The organism is Actinosynnema sp. NPDC004786 (assembly GCF_053601135.1).
Map to the genome: position 1 here is coordinate 118289 of NZ_JBSGBG010000015.1, position 15844 is coordinate 134132.

General features: G+C 72.8%; 16 protein-coding genes. 2 read left to right on the forward strand and 14 right to left on the reverse strand.

Translation table 11 applies throughout. The features are described 5' to 3' along the window. Positions 1-86 precede the first annotated feature (86 nt). The 11 genes from ACWEFJ_RS16145 to ACWEFJ_RS16195 form a co-directional block, all read right to left on the reverse strand. Entirely contained in the window at positions 87-1616 is a 1530-nt protein-coding gene (locus tag ACWEFJ_RS16145; RefSeq protein WP_449714169.1) for a peptide ABC transporter substrate-binding protein, read from the reverse strand. Between the two features lie 41 nt (positions 1617-1657). Next, entirely contained in the window at positions 1658-2152 is a 495-nt protein-coding gene (locus tag ACWEFJ_RS16150; RefSeq protein WP_378094668.1) for a flavin reductase family protein, read from the reverse strand. A gap of 49 nt (positions 2153-2201) precedes the next feature. Continuing rightward, positions 2202-3557 carry an FAD-binding oxidoreductase gene (locus ACWEFJ_RS16155; protein ID WP_378094666.1) on the reverse strand — a complete coding sequence of 452 codons (1356 nt, stop codon included), beginning with the start codon at positions 3555-3557 and terminating at the stop codon, positions 2202-2204. Continuing rightward, positions 3554-3919 (reverse strand): hypothetical protein, encoded by a 366-nt coding sequence (locus tag ACWEFJ_RS16160; RefSeq protein WP_378094664.1) that lies wholly within the window; start codon positions 3917-3919, stop codon positions 3554-3556. The genes ACWEFJ_RS16155 and ACWEFJ_RS16160 overlap by 4 nt, the downstream gene beginning before the upstream one ends. Beyond that, positions 3916-5214: an ATP-grasp domain-containing protein gene (locus ACWEFJ_RS16165; RefSeq protein WP_449714170.1), complete on the reverse strand. Its 1299-nt coding sequence runs from the start codon at positions 5212-5214 to the stop codon at positions 3916-3918. The genes ACWEFJ_RS16160 and ACWEFJ_RS16165 overlap by 4 nt, the downstream gene beginning before the upstream one ends. Before the next feature lie 22 nt (positions 5215-5236). After that, positions 5237-6778, reverse strand: coding sequence for a class I tRNA ligase family protein (locus tag ACWEFJ_RS16170; RefSeq protein WP_449714171.1), 1542 nt, complete (start codon positions 6776-6778; stop codon positions 5237-5239). Then, positions 6775-7155, reverse strand: a complete 381-nt coding sequence (locus ACWEFJ_RS16175) for a cupin domain-containing protein (protein WP_378094658.1) — start codon at positions 7153-7155, stop codon at positions 6775-6777. The genes ACWEFJ_RS16170 and ACWEFJ_RS16175 overlap by 4 nt, the downstream gene beginning before the upstream one ends. Continuing rightward, positions 7152-8438, reverse strand: a complete 1287-nt coding sequence (locus ACWEFJ_RS16180; RefSeq protein ID WP_378094656.1) for a lysine N(6)-hydroxylase/L-ornithine N(5)-oxygenase family protein — start codon at positions 8436-8438, stop codon at positions 7152-7154. Before ACWEFJ_RS16180 ends, ACWEFJ_RS16175 begins: the two co-directional genes overlap by 4 nt. 118 nt (positions 8439-8556) lie before the next feature. Next, entirely contained in the window at positions 8557-9807 is a 1251-nt protein-coding gene (locus ACWEFJ_RS16185) for an acyl-CoA dehydrogenase family protein (protein WP_378094654.1), read from the reverse strand. A gap of 124 nt (positions 9808-9931) precedes the next feature. Then, complete coding sequence (locus ACWEFJ_RS16190; RefSeq protein ID WP_449714172.1) at positions 9932-10096, reverse strand: hypothetical protein; 165 nt, start codon at positions 10094-10096, stop codon at positions 9932-9934. A gap of 102 nt (positions 10097-10198) precedes the next feature. Next, positions 10199-11581, reverse strand: a complete 1383-nt coding sequence (locus ACWEFJ_RS16195) for a DNA-3-methyladenine glycosylase 2 family protein (protein WP_449714173.1) — start codon at positions 11579-11581, stop codon at positions 10199-10201. A gap of 148 nt (positions 11582-11729) precedes the next feature. Between ACWEFJ_RS16195 and ACWEFJ_RS16200 the strand changes: the two genes are divergently transcribed. Together ACWEFJ_RS16200 and ACWEFJ_RS16205 are read left to right on the forward strand one after the other, a co-directional pair. Then, entirely contained in the window at positions 11730-12026 is a 297-nt protein-coding gene (locus ACWEFJ_RS16200; RefSeq protein ID WP_378094648.1) for a putative quinol monooxygenase, read from the forward strand. Positions 12027-12626: 600 nt separating this feature from the next. After that, on the forward strand, positions 12627-14033 hold the full coding sequence (locus ACWEFJ_RS16205) for an NB-ARC domain-containing protein (protein ID WP_378094646.1): 1407 nt from the start codon (positions 12627-12629) through the stop codon (positions 14031-14033). 27 nt (positions 14034-14060) lie between these two features. Here ACWEFJ_RS16205 and ACWEFJ_RS16210 read toward each other — a convergent pair whose 3' ends face one another. The 3 genes from ACWEFJ_RS16210 to ACWEFJ_RS16220 are packed head-to-tail and all read right to left on the reverse strand — an operon-like array spanning position 14061 to position 15842. Beyond that, complete coding sequence (locus ACWEFJ_RS16210) at positions 14061-14681, reverse strand: SMI1/KNR4 family protein (protein WP_449714174.1); 621 nt, start codon at positions 14679-14681, stop codon at positions 14061-14063. Positions 14682-14724: 43 nt separating this feature from the next. Continuing rightward, the gene (locus ACWEFJ_RS16215; RefSeq protein WP_378094642.1) at positions 14725-15225 is read right to left on the reverse strand and encodes a NucA/NucB deoxyribonuclease domain-containing protein; all 501 of its coding nucleotides are present in this window, start codon (positions 15223-15225) and stop codon (positions 14725-14727) included. Then, complete coding sequence (locus ACWEFJ_RS16220; RefSeq protein ID WP_449714175.1) at positions 15225-15842, reverse strand: WXG100-like domain-containing protein; 618 nt, start codon at positions 15840-15842, stop codon at positions 15225-15227. The genes ACWEFJ_RS16215 and ACWEFJ_RS16220 overlap by 1 nt, the downstream gene beginning before the upstream one ends. Between the last annotated feature and the right edge of the window lie 2 nt (positions 15843-15844).

The following is a 15844-nucleotide window of genomic DNA, read 5'->3' on the forward strand; positions in this document are numbered from 1 at the left end:
CGCGGCACGACCGCCCGCACGCGCACGGCGGTCCGGCGCCGACCCGTCGAGGGCCGGCGCCGGACCGCCGTGACCGATCACCGCCGTCAGGCCGAGGCGTCGTCGGGCTCCGCGACCGTGACGCTGTAGAGGTCCAGCTCCCGGAACGGGTTGGGCTGCACCGTGCGCAGCCGCGTCGACCACGCCGACAGGGTGCTCTGGTACCACACCGGGATGGTGGGCATGTCCTCCAGGATCGCCCGCTCCGCCTCCTGGTACAGCTTCCACGCCTGCTCGCGGTCCGGCGCGCGGTCCGCGGCGGACAGCAGCTCGTCGACCACGGCGCTGCTGTACCTGCCGACGTTGTCGGACGCGCCGGTCCGGAACATCGGGCTCAGGAAGTTCTCGATCGACGGGTAGTCCGCGATCCACCCCGAGCGGAACAGGGCGGTGATCTCCTGGGCGTTGAGCTTGCGGCGGAACTCGCCCATGGTCGGGATCGGCACGAACCGGCACGGCACGCCGAGCGTCTCGGTGACCGACGCGCAGATCTCCTCCATCCACGGCTGGTTCGGCGAGTCGACGTTGGAGGTCAGCTCGATCTCGCCCTCGAACCCGGACGCGTCGAACAGCTCCTTGGCGCGCACCGGCGAGTACGTGCACAGCTCGCCGCCCTGGTTCTCCGCCCGGCCGGAGACCGCGGGCGGCACCAGGCCGTCGGCGGGCACCTGGTGGCCCTGGAAGATGCGGTCGATCAGCTTGACCCGGTCGATCGACATCGAGATCGCCTGCCGCACCCGCCGGTCCGCGTAGCGGGAGTCGTAGAGCGGGAACGAGACGGTCTGGATGCCGAGGTAGGTCCGGTCGTGGGTGCGGCCGGGCAGGTCGCGCTGGTACCGGTTGCCCTCCAGCGCCCAGTACGGCGTGACGTCGAGGTAGTCGAGCTTGTCCGCGATCACGTCGTGGTAGGCGTCGCCCAGGTCCCGGTAGATCCGGAACTCGACGCCGCCGATGTGGGGCTTGTCGTCCCCGGCGTACCCCTCGTAGCGGTGCAGCAGGATGTACTTCTCCCGCTCCCGGGAGACGAACCGGAACGCGCCGTTGCCGATGGGGTGGGCCTCGTAGGCCGCCCGGTCGGTGAAGAACACCTCGGGCAGCGGGAAGAACGCGCTGCACCCGAGCGTGACGGGGAACTCCGAGAACGGCGCCGACAGGGTCACCACGAACGTGTGGTCGTCGATCACCTCCAGCCCGGACATCTCGGTCACCGTCGAGTCCGGCGCGTTGACCTCCTCGAAGCCCGCGATGTGCGACAGGAACGTGGCCGCCTGCATCTTGTTCGGGCCGTGCGCGGTGTAGTTCCAGGCGTCCACGAAGCTGCGGGCGGTGACCGGCGTGCCGTCGTGGAACGTCCAGCCGCGCTTGAGCTTGATGGTGAACCGCGCCGAGTCGGTGGTCTCGATCGACTCGGCGACGGCGTTGCGCGGGTGGGCGTCGACCGCGTCGTAGGAGACCAGTCCCCGGAACAGCGCGGCGATCACCTTGACCCCGCCGGACTCGGTGGTGTGGCCGGGGATCAGCGCGTTCTCCGGCTCGGTGCCGTGGTAGCTGATGATCGCCGGTCGGGATGACTGCACACTTCCTCCGTATGGCCTGTGTTCGGGACGTTCGGGATCCGTCAGCGCTGCTCGTCCAGCGCGTGGTAGCGGCCGTGCAGGAACACCAGGGCGGGACCGTGCTGCCGCTCGTTGACGGCCACGACCTCGCCCACGACGAGGGTGTGGTCGCCCACGTCGAAGCTGTCCCACAGCACGCACTCCAGCCAGCTCGCGGAGTTGAGCACCAGCGCGCCGGTCTCGCACCCCGGCGTGGCGCGCAGCGCGCCCACGACCGGGGCGCGGGTCTCCCGGTCCTTGGCGAGCTGCCGGGCGACCTCGCGGGCCCGGCTGTCCAGGATGGACACCGCCCACTTCTTCGTCTCCAGCAGGTCCGCGAGGAACGCCGACTCCAGCCGCAGGCTCAACGACACCAGCGGCGGGTCGAGCGAGACCGAGGTGAGCGAGTTGACCGTCACCGCGTCGTGGCGCCTGCCGTCCGCCCGGTCGCTGTAGGTCGTCGCCACGCACACGCCGGTGGCGAAGTTCCGCATGACACCACGCAGGTCGGGTGGCATTGTGATCACACCTTCCGATGCGGACACCGTCGGCCGGGTCCCGGTGACGTCAGATCGACTGGGAGAACGAGAAGACGCGGTCCGGGTCGTACCGGCGCTTGACCTCCGCCAGGCGCGCCGCGTTGGGGCCGTGGTAGGCGGTGCGCCAGTCGTCCAGGTCCGGGTCGGTGAAGTTCACGTAGGACGCGTTCGCCGCGAACTCCCCCATGTCCTGGTGCAGCGCGTGCAGCCAGTCGAGGTTGCTCCGCTCGACCTCCGGCGACTCGTCCGGCAGCCACGAGGTGTCCAGCGACACGAGGAACAGCACGTCCCGGTGCGGGAACGCGGTCTCGGTCGCGGGCACGTCGTTGATCGCGCCGCCCCAGGTGAACAGGGCCGCGCCGGCGCCGTCGGGGTTCGCGCTGCCGGGCCACTTGTCCACCGCGGTCACCAGGGTCCGCAGCCCGTCCTCGGCCAGCGGTCCGGGCGTGCACCGGGTGCGCACCGCGAACGCGCCGCCCGCGGTGGCGTGGTGCAGGTACTCGGCCGCCTCCCAGTAGGTCCGGTCGGCGATGTCGACCCGGGACGGCGGCGCGACGGCCAGCGCGGGGGCGAGCAGCTCCCGCAGCTCCTCGGCCGGGCCGAGGTGCTGGCCGATCACCGACACCACGCCGTCCTGGCCCGCCGCGCGGCTGATGCCGATCCGGGCGGCGAACCCGTTGGGGGCCAGGCGCATGACCTCCTGCATGGTGGCCAGCACGTCCATCGCGTGCGCCCAGTCCCACAGCAACAGGCAGGTGGACGTGGCGGGCACGGGCCGGGCCTGGAAGGTGAACGAGGTGTTGACGCCGAAGTTGCCGCCGCCACCGCCCCGGCACGCCCAGAACAGGTCCGGGTTCACCGTCTCGCTGCACGTCACCGTGCTGCCGTCGGCCAGCACCACGTCGGTGGACACGAGCGAGTCGCAGGTGAGCCCCATCGCGCGGGACACCACCGAGACACCGCCGCCGAGCACCAGGCCGCCGATGCCGACGTCGTCGGAGTTGCCCAGCGGGAAGATCAGGTCGTGCTCGCGCAGGGCGGCGTAGATCTTCCCCGTCTGGGCGCCGCCGCCGACCGTGACGAGCGCGGTGGACGGGTCGACGCTCACCTCGTCCAGGCCCTGGAGGTCGAGCACCAGGCCGCGGTTCACGGAGTTGCCCGCGTAGCTGTGCCCGCCGCCGCGGGCCACGATCGGCACCCCGGCGTCGCGGGACCAGCCGATCGCCCGGCTCACGTCGTCCGGCCCGGCCGCGGACAGCACCGCGGCCGGCCGCACGTCGCGGAACCGCTCGTTGAACGGCCTGCTGCGCTCGTCGAACCCGTCGTCGCCGGGCAGCCGCAGCCGCCCGTCGACCAGGCCGCGCAACCCGTCCCACCCGGTCATGCCACACTTCCCGTCCGCGTCGGGGCCGACGGCTGCTGCGCCGGCACCTCCTCCAGGTAGGACACGCCGCTCGCGGCGTGCTCGCCGAAGCGCTGCCACTCCTCGCGCAGCACCAGCCGCCCGTCGGCGCGCTGCTCCGGCACGTTCACGGTGTGCCCCGAGATCACCTCGCCGGTGCCCAGCACCATCGTGTACGCCAGCCGCAGCGTGCCGTCCGGGGCGCACACGCCGGTGATCGTGCCACGCCGCACCTTGCCGCCGGTGAAGTCGGCCCACACCAGGTCGCCGTCCTGGTGGTAGCGGGCGACCGTGCCGTCGCCGCCGCCCGCCTTGCGGAACAACCGGCCGTCGTAGTTGATCATTCGTCCACGTCCAGCAGTCCGGCGGGCATCTCCAGCACCGCGCCCTTGGGCTTGGGCGCGACCCGTTCGGCGTCCACCTCGACCAGCGCGCTCGCCGCGAGCAGCCGCTCCTCGCAGGTCGGCACGTCGTCGGCCTGGACGACCACGAACGAGTGCCGGGCGATGTAGCCGCCCGGCGGCAACCGCAGCGTGGTGCCGGGCTCGACCATCGGCGAGGCCGTGACCAGGCCGGGGGCCTCCTTCGGCACGACGACCTTGTGCACCACGCAGTCGTGGTCGGGGTAGCCGAACCGGATGCCGGCCACGCCCCGCGCGGTGCGGGTGGTCTCGGGCCGCTGGCCCAGCGCCACGTCCACCATGACCTCGCCGGGGTCGATGCCGGTCGCGGTCTTGCCGAGGAACGGGATGAGGTCGCCGCCGACCCGGCCGTTGATCTCGATGATCAGCGGGCCGCGCTCGGTCAGCCGCACCTCGGTGTGGGTGATGCCGTCCTCGATGCCGAGCACCCGGTGCGCCCGCGCCAGGGTGTCCAGCAGGACCGGGTCCTCCAGCAGCGGGTCGGAGGCGTCCACCACGTGGCCGATCTCCTCGAAGTACGGGTGCTCGCCGGTCCGCTTGCGGGCCACGAACATCGGCAGGTACTCGCCCTTGTGCAGCGCGCCGTCCACGCTGATCTCGGGGCCGACCGCGTACTCCTCCACGATCGCGCCGCCGCGGTAGGGCTCGTCGCCGACCAGGCTGGCCTCGTGCGCGACCTGGAAGGCGTCGGCCAGCTCCTGCTCGTCGCGGGCCAGCACCACGCCCATGCTCGCGCCGAGCGCCCGGGGCTTGACCACGACCGGGTAGCCGATGCGCTCGGCCGCCGCCCGCGCCTCGTCCAGGTCGGCGGTCATCGCGAACCCGGGCTGGAGCAGGCCGCCCTCGGTCAGCCGGGTCCGCGCGCTGTACTTGTCCCGGCAGCCGTGCACGCCGGGGATGCTCAGGCCGGGCACGCCGAACTCCGCGGCCAGCTCGGCGGCGGGCATCACCAGCGGCTCGTCCCAGCACAGCACGCCGACGACGGTGTGCCGCGCGGCGACCTCGCGGGCGGTGGCCGCCAGCAGCTCGTGGTCGAACACGTTGACCACGGTGATCTCGTCGAAGTACTCGTGCTGCCAGGTCGGCTGCAGGTTGTTGATCAGCACCAGCGCGTGGCCCGCCCGGCGCGCCCTGGCCGCGGCGGACCGGACCAGGTACTCGCGGTAGAGCTTGAGCCCGCTGCCGATGACCAGCACCACGGTCTTGGAGCCGCTCATGTCGTGTTCCTCCACGGTCTTCTCATCCCGCCCAACCGGTCAGCCGCGGCAGGGTAGCGGGCGTCACGGTCGTCGCGCCCGCCCCCGTCGGGATGCGGGTGTCCGGCAACGCCTCGGCCGCCAGGTCGATCAGGATCGGCGCGGCGCACCGCAGCACCACCTCGACCTCGTGGCAGAAGTCGCCCTCCTCGCCGGGCCGCACCGACCACCGCGCCAGCCTGGCGAGCTGGTCGGTCAGCACCTCGGTCGCCCGGGTCAGGCTGAAGCAGTCCAGCTCGTAGCAGGCGGCGAACCGCTCCACGATCCTCGCCGCCGCCGCCCGCGACCGCTCCGACACCGGCAGCGGGCCGCGGCCGGTGAACCCGTCCACCCGGGCCGCGACCTCGTTCCACGGCTCCACGAGCCGGGTCGAGGTCACCCGGGCCAGCGCGGCGTGGCTGAAGTCGGTGCGCTGGTTCTCCGGGCTGGTCGCGGCCAGGTGGAACCGCACCAGGTCGCGCGGCACCCGCTCGACCAGGTCGCGGCCCCACACCACGTGTCCCCGGCTGGTGGAGAACTTCGAGTTGTCCAGCTCGTAGAACTCGTTGGTGATGAACTCCTCCGGCAGCAGGTACCGCCCGTCGGTGGCGAGCAGCATCGCCACCGCCGCCACCGCGAACGGGTAGGTGTTGTCGAAGCCGAGGAAGTAGACCACCTTCGTGCCCGCGTCGGCGAGCCACAGCTCGTCGTCCACCGCCGACGGCAGGCCCCGGCGCTCGGCCGACAGCGCGGCGCAGTAGATGCTCCACGCGGCGGGCTCGGCGTTCGGGTTGATCGTCTGACCGGCGACCTCGGGGAACGGGGCCGGGATGCCCCACGAGATCGGGTAGGTGACCGGGTAGTCGGGCAGGGGCCGGGACAGCATCTCCCGGATCGCCTGCGCCATGTGCGGGCGCATCGCCTTGCCGTGCTCGGCGAAGTGCGCGCGGATGCCCTCGCGGTAGCGCTCCATGGGCAGCACGAGCACCTGCGCCTCGCGCAGCTCCAGCGGGTCGTCGGGGTCCAGCGTCGACTTCGGGTCGATCAGGTCGCCCGCGGCGATCGGGTGGCCGCAGCTCTCGCACAGCCCGGCGCACCCCTCGGCGAGGCAGAGCGGGCAGCCGCCGCGCACGAACCCGTCCACCAGGTACTGCCCCGTCGCCGGGGAGTACGGGAACTTCACCGCGCGCAGCTCGAGCTTGCCGGCGGCGTGCAGCCGCTCCACGAACCCGAGCACGGTCTTGACGAACCGGTCCTCGTCGCCGGTGTACCCGTCGACCTCGATCCCGGCGGCGGCCAGCGTCGACTCGATCTGCTCGGCCGACCGGGCCACGAGCGCGGCCGGTTCCAGGCCGAGCCGGTGCGCGGTGGTCACCACGTAGGTGGAGGTGTCCTGGAAGCCCGTGGCCAGCAGCACGTCGCGGCCGGTGGCCCGCAGGTACCGGGCGTGCACGTCGGCGGCGAGGAACGGGCCCGCGAGGTGCCCGAGGTGCAGGTCGCCGTTGGCGGTGGGGGCCGGCGAGATGATCAGCGTGCGCTCGCTCATCCCGCCCGCTCCCCGTGCCGGGCGAGGAACTTCTCCGACATCTCGGCGTCCCACCAGACGCCGTAGTACTCGAAGTCCTCGGCGCTGTCGTTGACGACCTTGTGCGTGCAGCCCGGGGGCAGGTGCACGATGTCGCCCGCGACGAACGGGTGCCGCTCGCCGTCCACGTCCAGCTCGGCGACGCCCTTCATGGCGATGAAGATCTCGTACTCGTGGTGGGAGTGCGGCGTCGACTCGGTGCCGGCGCGCAGCACGCACCACGCGCCCTCGAACGGCGCGTTGAGCGCGGGCCAGGGCAGTAAGCGCTGGCCGTCCAGCCCGTAGGCCGGTTCGAGGTTGTCCCGGTCCAGGTGGCGGATCTCGACCACGTCGCTCACACCTCCGCGGCGGTCTCGGCGACCGCCCGCCGGTCCAGCAGGTCCTCGGTGATGTCCTGCGAGCGGTGCGCCAGCACGCTGATCAGCGAGTCGGCGATGCCGTGCGTCTGCTCGTTGACGCCCTGCAGGTAGATCGCGCCCCAGGCCGACTCGCCCAGGTCCACCCGGTAGCGGCGGCTGACGTTGACGTCGGTGAGGCCGATGCGCTCGGTCAGGTCGTTGACCAGCGCGGGCATCCGCGGGTCGTAGCCGGTGCCCAGGAACACCATGTCGCAGCGCAGCGGCTCGACCTTGCCGCTCTTGCGGTCGCGCAGGTCCAGCACGACCTCGTCGCCGTCCATCCGCGCGCCGACGACCTCGGTCAGGTGCCGCACGGAGGACCGCTGCCGCCCCAGCATCTTCTGCTGGTACAGCATCGAGTAGATCTCCTCCAGGAAGGGCGGCGCGAGGCCCGCGTAGTTGGTCAGGCGCATCTCGTCGAGCACCTGCGCCCGCGCCTCCGGCAGCATGTCGTAGAACTCGTCCACGAAGGACGGGTAGAACAGCTCGTTGACGAACTTGCTCGTCTGGTAGTTCTGCAGGCCGATGGCGCGCACGACCAGCGTCGGCTCGGACTCGGGGATGTCCTGGTGCAGCGCCATGAACATCTCCGCGGCGCTCTGCGCGCCGCCGATCACGACGGGCCGCCGCGGCCGCCGGTCCGCCGGCAGCTCGGCCATCCGGCCGGAGTACTGGGTGCTGTGCACCACGCGGTCCTGCGGCAGGTCGCGGAACACCGCGGGGACGTGCGCGTCCCGGCCGGTGCCGACCACCAGGTCGCGGCACGTGATGGTGTCGCCGTCGGACAGCGTGACGGTCCACCCGGCGATCGAGCCGTCCTCGGCCAGGCGCGGGTCGATCCGCTCGGTGCGGGCGTTGTAGCGGATGCGCACGTGCTCCAGGCCGTCCGCGACCCACTGCTGATAGGCCGACAGCTGCCAGCGATAGGGGTTGAAGGTGGACAGGTTCACGAAGTCGTCGAGCTGGCCCTGCTGGTGCAGGTAGTTCAGGAACGAGAACCGGCTCTGCGGGTTGCGCAGGGTCACCAGGTCCTTCAGGAACGACACCTGGCTGCGCGCCCACGGCAGCAGCAGGTTGCGCTGCCACTTGACGTCCGGGTACTGCTCCAGCACCAGGGTGTTCTCGGCCAGCCGGCTCACCCCGGACTCCTCGATCGCGACGGCGAGCGCCAGGTTCGACGGCCCCGCACCGATCAGGAGAACTTCGACATCTTGCCCAGTCACATTCCCACCTGACTACTAGGTCGGTCTCAAAACGGGTCGGTTACTCGGGCGGCCGCTGCGCGGGCCGCCGTGCCTGACTCCCGTGTGGACGGTCGTCGGCCGGGGGTTCTCGGGGCGGTCAGCTCTTCCGGTCGCGGCCGCCGGAGCCGATGACGCCGAGCGACAGGGCGAACGACGGCTTGCCGCCCAGCAGGTAGGCGCCCGCGGACTGCGCGATGCGGTCCTGCGCCACCACGTGCTGGCACATCGTGTTGGTGTCCCGCAGCCACCGGTCCATCGGGGACCGCTGGTAGATCGACGTGGTCTGCAGCAGGTCGTACAGCCGCGCCACGATCGACCGCGCCGTGCGGAAGGCGTGCCTGCGCGACAGCGGGAGCGCGGCCCGCTCGTCGGCGGTGAGGTCGTCGAGGGTGCCGCCGGCGGCCAGCACCTCGTGCTGGCGGCGCAGGGCCCCGTACACCGCGTGCCTGGTGGCGGCGTAGTCCGCCTCGCAGTCGGCGATGGTCACCTGGGTGCGGTAGTCGTCGGACATCGCGCCGGTCACCGGGCTCACCTTGGTGACCGCGATGTCGCGGACGTAGTCCAGCGCGGCGCGGGCGACGCCGAGCGCCACGCCCGGCATGTTGCGCATGTGCACCTCGGGCTGGGCCAGGGGGCCTTCGCCGTTGCGCACGGTGTCGAAGGTGACGGTGCGGCCCTCGGGCACGAACACGTCGGTGATCGAGTAGTCCCAGCTGCCGCTGCCCGCGAGGCCCGTGGTCTGCCAGGTGTCGATCACCTCGACGTCCGAGCGGGGCACGATGAACAGCTTGGAGTCGTGCGGGTCGCCGTCCTCGCCGGGCTCGGGCTTGCCGTCGCGGTAGATGAACGCGCCGGAGATCACCCAGTCGGCGTGCGTGATGCCGCTGCCGAACTGCCAGCGCCCGGTGAGCCGGTAGCCGCCGGGCACCAGCTCGGCGCGACCGGTCGGGAACAGCAGGCCCGCGGTCACCATGTCCAGGCTGGTGAACATCTCCTTGGCGACCGTCTCGTCCAGGAACTGGGCGTAGAGGCCGGAGTCGGAGCCGATCATCGCGCACCACCCGGCGGCGGCGTCACCGTAGGACAGGGCCTCGATCACCTCGGTCTGCTCGACGGAGTTCAGCTCGGGACCGCCCCACCGGCGGCTGAACCCCATCCGGAACACGCCGGTGCCCCGCAGCAGCTCCACGACGTCGGCGGGCAGGCGGCGCTCGCGCTCGACCTCGGCCGCGCGTTCGCGCAGCAGCGGCGCGACGGCCTTGGCGCGGGCCAGGATCTCGGCCGCGGTCGGCGCCACCGGGTGCGCGGACGCCCCGTCCGTGGCGGTCTCAACAGGTGTGGCTGTCATTCGCTCGCTTCCCCTCGACTGCGCTGGTGCGATTCCGATTCAAGACACCCCGCCCGTTGACCGGAAGCGTTGTCCAGACCAGACAATCAACCCGCGCGGACAACGCCGGAAAACCGTTGCGCCGTCAAGCGGACGGGCTGTGCGCGGAGCCGATGTCGGGGGTGAACGTCGAGGTCAGCGGCCATGGACGCCGAACGGCGAACAGCGGATACATCGCGGCAAGGGTTTCTTGTTCACAATTGCCGAACCCGAACCCGAACGCGGCCGGCCGCGCCACGACGCCGGTCAACCGCGCACCAGCGCCCAACCCACCGCGACCGAACGCACCCCGGCAGAGGTCACCCGCCCACCAGCACCCAACCCACCGCGGCCGAACGCACCCCGGCAGAGGTCACCCGCGCACCAGCGCCGAACCGTGCGCGGTCAGGTGGGCCGCCACGATCGCGCGCCACGGCCACCACCCGTCGGCGACCGGGGCCGGGTCGGTGACGCCGAGGTTGCGCAACGCCCGCCCGACGAACGGGTCGGCGGCGGGGAAGGCGTCCCGGTGGCCCAGCCGCAGCGCGATCTGCTCGGCCGCGCCCTCGCCGATCCCCTCGACCGCCGTCAGGCCGCTCACCAGGTCGGCCGTCGCCGCGCCGCCGTCCAGCACCACGTCGCCCGCCGCCACGTGCCGCGCCAGCCGTCGGACGGCGTCGGCGGCGCGGGCGGGCAGCCCTGCCTCCGCGAGGTCCGCGCCGGCCAGCACCTCGGCCGACGGGAACAGGTGCGTGAGCCCGTGCGTCAGGCCGGGCACGGGCGGACCGAACCGCCGGACCAGCGCGCCCGTCCACGACCGGGCCGTCGGCAGGTCGCCGTACTGGGCGACGACGGCGTGCACGGCCACCTCGAACTCGCCCCAGGCGCCCGGCGCGCGCAGCCCCGGCCGGGCCGCCACCAGCGCGCCGACGACGGGGTCGCCCGACAGCGCCTCCACCGCCGGACCGGTCTCCACGTCCACGGCCACCATCCGGCTCGCCCGCTCCACGACGTGGATCAGCCCCTCCCAGAACGGCAGGTGCGCCCGCAGCACCAGGGAGTCCTGCTCGCCGGGGTGCACCTCCAGCACACCGGGCTGGCCGTCCAGGCCGATGGTGCGCCGGTACACGCCGTCGTGCACCGACTCGACGCCGGGCACCGCCCGCGCGGCGAGGTAGCCGAGCACGCCCTCCCAGTCGAACGGCGGTCGGAACGGCAGCCGCATCGCCAGCCCGCCGTCCGCGGCCAGGCGGTCCGCCCGGCGCCGGCGCAGCCGCAGCTCGCTCGGCGAGGCGTGGAACACCTGGCGCATCTCCCGGTTGAACTGCCGCAGGCTCCCGAACCCCGACGCGAACGCCACGTCGGCCACGGCGAGTTCGGAGTCGTCGAGCAGCCGGCGGGCGAAGTGCGCGCGACGCGACCGCGCGAGCTGGTCGGGGGTCACGCCGAGGTGGTCGTGGAACAACCGGCGCAGGTGGCGCGGCGACATGCCCAGCCGCGCGCCCAGGGTGGCCTCGGTGCCGCCGTCCAGCACGCCGTCGAGGATGAGCCGCACCGCGCGGCACACCAGTTCGGGCGCTTCGGGACCGACGGCCCCGGCGGCCCGGTACGGGCGGCAGCGCAGGCACGCCCGGTACCCGGCGGCTTCCGCCGTCGCCGCCAGCTCGAAGGTGCGCACGTTCTCCGCGAGGGGCCGGGCCGGGCACTCCGGGCGGCAGTAGATGCCGGTCGTCACCACTGCCCTGAACGTCGTCATGTCGCAGCCACCTGGGTAACGCCACCCGACCCGCCGGCCTTGCTCCGGTCCCGCCGGGTTGTCCGCATCTGACCAGACACCTCCCGACGCCTCCGCGATCCTATCGTCGCGCCACGGCGCTGATCCACGTCCCACCCAGGAGGTCGGTGTGCTCACCAAAGTCCTGTTGATCCCGCTCAAGCCAGGCAAGCAGGCCGAGGCGGAGGAGATCGTGCGGCGGTTCGCCCTGCTCGGGCCGGAGCAGGAGCCCGCGACGCTGTCGTTCCGGGTGTACCGCGACCCGGCGCGCCCGGACTACCTGATGCTGGTCGGGAACTTCGCCGACCAGGACGCCTACGACGCGCACACCGGCTCGCCCGCGTACCGCGACCTCATGGCCGGCCGGTTCGCCGAGCTGGCCGAGGAGATCGTGGAGACCGACCACGAGATGATCGTCGCCATCTGAGCGGCGGCCTTCGTCGCGGGTTGATTGTTCGGACCGATCAACCCTGCCGGTCAATGCGGTCATCGGCTGGAATAGCCGCCGACGGGGTGCCCGCGGGCGCCCGGCCCGACAGGGTCACCGAAGTCGGCGACAACGGAGACAGACCTGTGACTGCCATGGCAGAAGACCCGTCCGGCGCGTTCGCCTCCCTGCGCGAGACCCGCGCGGCGGTGTGCGGACCGGCCGGGCGGACGTTGTGCCCCGACGCCGGTTCGACTCACCGGCGTCCACCGTCACAGCCCGGGAGGCGGTCCGGCCGCTGTCCCGACGTGCCCCGCCCGCCGGTGGTACCGTTCGCGTGACCGGAACCGGCCCGCGCCGCGCCCTTGACCGGTGAGCCGGTCGGCTGCGCTCCGCCTTGTCAACAGCGGAGGGCCCGACCGCTTCGTGACACCGCACCTGCCTGACGTAGCACGGTGGTGTCGGGTGAGCGATCGCCCGACCACGTGCGACGGTTCGCCGCGTTCGACCGCTGGACCGCGAGCCGGTTCGGCGTGGGTCCGATCGGCGGCAGTGACGTTCGACGAAGGTGTAGTCGGCCCTGTGGGGAGGGATTCCGTCATGGCGAGACCGGAGAAACCCGTGGACGCGAGCGGCGGGGTGGCGGCGGCGTTCGCCACCGAGCTGCGGCAGTTGCGGGCGTGCGCGGGCAACCCGACGTACCGGGAGATGGCGCGCACGGCGCTGTTCTCCCCTTCCGTGCTGTCCAACGCCGCGAGCGGCACCCGGTTACCGACGTTGCAGGTCACGCTGGGGTTCGTGGCGGCGTGCGGCGGTGACCGGGAGGAGTGGCGGCGGCGGTGGGCGCAGGCGGCGAACGTCGTCACGCCCGACGCCCCCACCTGGGGGCGATATAGGAGCTCGCCCGCCGACCGGGGGATGCCCCGACCGGCCCAGCTGCCGCTGCGGCCCTGGGGTTTCGTCGGCCGGCGACCGGAGCTGGAGCGGCTGCGCGAGCCCGCGTCGACCCCGCTGGTGATCACCGGACCGGTCGGCGTCGGCAAGAGCGAGTCCGCCCTGCACTACGCGCACCGCATCGCCGCCGACATGGTCGACGGCCAGTTGTACGCCGACCTCGGCGTGCTGACCGGCACGGCGTCGGACGCCGGGTTCGTGCTCGACGGATTCCTGCGGGCCCTGGGAGTGCCCGCAGACCTCCTGCCGGGCACGGTCGACCAGCGCGCCGGGCTGTACCGCTCGCTGCTGGCCGAGCGCAAGCTGGTGGTGCTGCTGGACAACGTCCGCGACGAGCGCCAGGTGCGGCCGCTGCTGGCCGAGTCGCGGCACAGCGTGACCCTGGTGGTGAGCCGGAAACCGCTGCTGGGCCTGGACGGCGTGCGCCGCGTGCGGCTGGAGGTGCCGCCGCGGTCGCAGTCGATCGCGATGATCACGGCGGCGGTGCCCGAGCGGGCCGCGGCCGAGCCGCTGGAGTGCGACCGGCTCGCCGAGCTGTGCGGCGACCTGCCGCTGGCGCTGACCATCGCGCTGCGCAAGCTGGTCGCGCGGCCGGACCTGTCGTTGCAGCGGGCCAACGCGAAGCTCATGGAGCGCGACGGCGCGCTGAACTGGCTGCGCATCGGCGACCTGTCCCTGCGCGAGGCGTTGAACTCGGCCTACCAGGACCTCGGCGACGCCGCCAAGACGCTGCTGACGCGCATCGCGCGCCTGCCGTTCCGCTGCGACCCGGACACGGTCATGCACGACGGGGGCGAGCTGGCCGAGGAGCTGCTGGAGGCGGGGCTGCTGCGCCGCGGCGACCAGCCCGGCACCTACCGGGTGGACCGGCTGGTGCGGGCGTTCGCGATCGAGGCGAGCGTGGCCGCGCACGGCCGCGACGACCCGCCGGTGCGGATAGACGTGCCGGTGCAGCAGTCGCGGCTCGACGGGGCCCGCGGGCTGTCCGCGCTGCGCATCGAGCTGCCGGTGTTCGCCGAGCACGCGCCGCCGGTGACCGAAGTGCGGTCCTGACGGCGTCCCGTCGCCGGGGCCGCCCGGTCACTCCACGTTGAGGTCGATCTCCGCGCCGTCGGGCAGGTCGTGCAGCTGCTGCGCGATCGGCCCGCGGACGCGCATCGCCTCGGCGGCCTCCTTGACCACGAGGTTGTCCAGCTCCAACTCGCCGCCCAGGGCGAGGAACCGCAACGGCACCAGGCGCTGATCGGGCGACAGGCGGCCGTGGGTGCGCTCCCAGTCGACGGTCAGCCCCACGGTCGCGTTCGTCTGCGGGTCGGCCAGCAGCCACGCCGCCCAGTCCTGAAGGCTCTTGCCGATCACCTCGACGTCGGCGGTCTCCGGGTCGAACAGCACCACCTGCTCGCCCAGGATGCCGAACTGCGTGCCCAGCACGTCCTGGCCGAAGCAGAACACGTCGTCGGCCAGGCCCCCGAAGGTGTCCTTCCACAGCTCGCCGGTGTTCCACTCGCCGAGTTCCGGACCCGCGCCGGGCGTGCCCGCGCGGTACACCTGCACCGCGGAGCCGAACACGGTGAACCCGTTGCGGCCGCTGAGCAGCGCCGCCAGCTCGCCGAACGCCCCGCCGACCCCGAAGTCCACCTGCGCGTCCTGCCCCAGTCGGCCCTGAGCCCTGGTCAGGAGGTCCTCCAGCGGGCTGAGCATCGCGTCTCCTCGCTCCGGCGGGTGGTTGCCGAGTGTAACCGTCTCATGGCACGACCTTCACCTCGAACTTGGCCCCGTTGGGCAGGCCGCGTATCTGGTGCCCCATCGACGACCCGGAGCCCCGGTTGTCGCCCGGCGCGATGGGTCTGACGCTCGCGCCCCGGCCGCCCTCCTTGGTCGCGGCGAAGGGGTACTCGTCCAGGTCCTTGCCCTTGACCTTGGGCATGCCCCGCAACGACGCGCGCCGGTTGGCCTTCGCGCCGGCGCGGTTGACGGTGAGGACCTTGGGGTGGCCCGCTTTCTGGGCGTCGCGGATGTGCTTGGCCGACTCGGGGTACTTCTTCGCGCTGATGGTGACCTGGTGGACCTTGCCCTTGGGCACGGGTTTGGCGACCGCGCCCGTGCTGCTGCGCACCCGGCGGGTCCGCTTGAGCACCGCCTTGGTCTGCCCGGCGGTCTGCGCCGTGGCCTTCGTGGCCGACCTGAGCGTCCGGGTGGACCTGGCCGCGGCGGCGAGCGTCTTGCCGACGCTGCGCTTGGCCATCAGAGGAGGAACTCGGCCACCAGCATGGCCAGGTCGATGAGGATGCCGGGCAGGGCCAGCCCGGCGGTGGCGGTGACGAGGCCGAGCCAGATCGGCAGCCGGGACAGGATCGTGCCGACGCACTCGGCGACGATGTCGCGGACCATGTCGCGCACCGACCCGATCACGTCGCCCGCGCTGCGCACCGCGGCGGCGACGTTGGCGGCGGTCGCGGCGACGGCGGCCAGGCCGCCCTCCTGCTCGCGCGCCCGGGCGCGGTAGGCGTCGGCGGCCTCGCCGCTCCAGCCCGCCGTGTCCGCGGCGACGACCTGGGCGAGCCGCTGCTGCGCCTCGGTCATCCGGGTGGCGATCCCGGTCCACGCGTCGGCGTAGGCCGCGATGGCGGCCGGGTCGCCCGCCAGCTCGTCCAACGCCTCGCGCAGCGGCTCGACGTGCTCGATCAGCCAGCCGACGCCGGCGCTCAGCGCCGCCTGGGCGGGGTTCGCGATCGCGCCGAGGACGGCCAGCGCGCCCTCCTTGACGCTGATCCCCGGGTCCGCCCACGCGGCCTGCTCCAGCTCGCGGGTGGACCGGTCGATCTCCTGGGCCAGGCGGAAGCCCGCCTCGGTGTCGGTCACCT

Bases quoted from the DNA above. Each gene is read 5' to 3' on its own strand.
- ACWEFJ_RS16150 (WP_378094668.1), bottom strand. From the start codon at position 2,152: ATGCCACCCGACCTGCGTGGTGTCATGCGGAACTTCGCCACCGGCGTG.
- ACWEFJ_RS16155 (WP_378094666.1), bottom strand. From the start codon at position 3,557: ATGACCGGGTGGGACGGGTTGCGCGGCCTGGTCGACGGGCGGCTGCGG.
- ACWEFJ_RS16160 (WP_378094664.1), bottom strand. From the start codon at position 3,919: ATGATCAACTACGACGGCCGGTTGTTCCGCAAGGCGGGCGGCGGCGAC.
- ACWEFJ_RS16165 (WP_449714170.1), bottom strand. From the start codon at position 5,214: ATGAGCGGCTCCAAGACCGTGGTGCTGGTCATCGGCAGCGGGCTCAAG.
- ACWEFJ_RS16170 (WP_449714171.1), bottom strand. From the start codon at position 6,778: ATGAGCGAGCGCACGCTGATCATCTCGCCGGCCCCCACCGCCAACGGC.
- ACWEFJ_RS16185 (WP_378094654.1), bottom strand. From the start codon at position 9,807: ATGACAGCCACACCTGTTGAGACCGCCACGGACGGGGCGTCCGCGCAC.
- ACWEFJ_RS16195 (WP_449714173.1), bottom strand. From the start codon at position 11,581: ATGACGACGTTCAGGGCAGTGGTGACGACCGGCATCTACTGCCGCCCG.
- ACWEFJ_RS16205 (WP_378094646.1), top strand. From the start codon at position 12,627: ATGGCGAGACCGGAGAAACCCGTGGACGCGAGCGGCGGGGTGGCGGCG.
- ACWEFJ_RS16210 (WP_449714174.1), bottom strand. From the start codon at position 14,681: ATGCTCAGCCCGCTGGAGGACCTCCTGACCAGGGCTCAGGGCCGACTG.
- ACWEFJ_RS16215 (WP_378094642.1), bottom strand. From the start codon at position 15,225: ATGGCCAAGCGCAGCGTCGGCAAGACGCTCGCCGCCGCGGCCAGGTCC.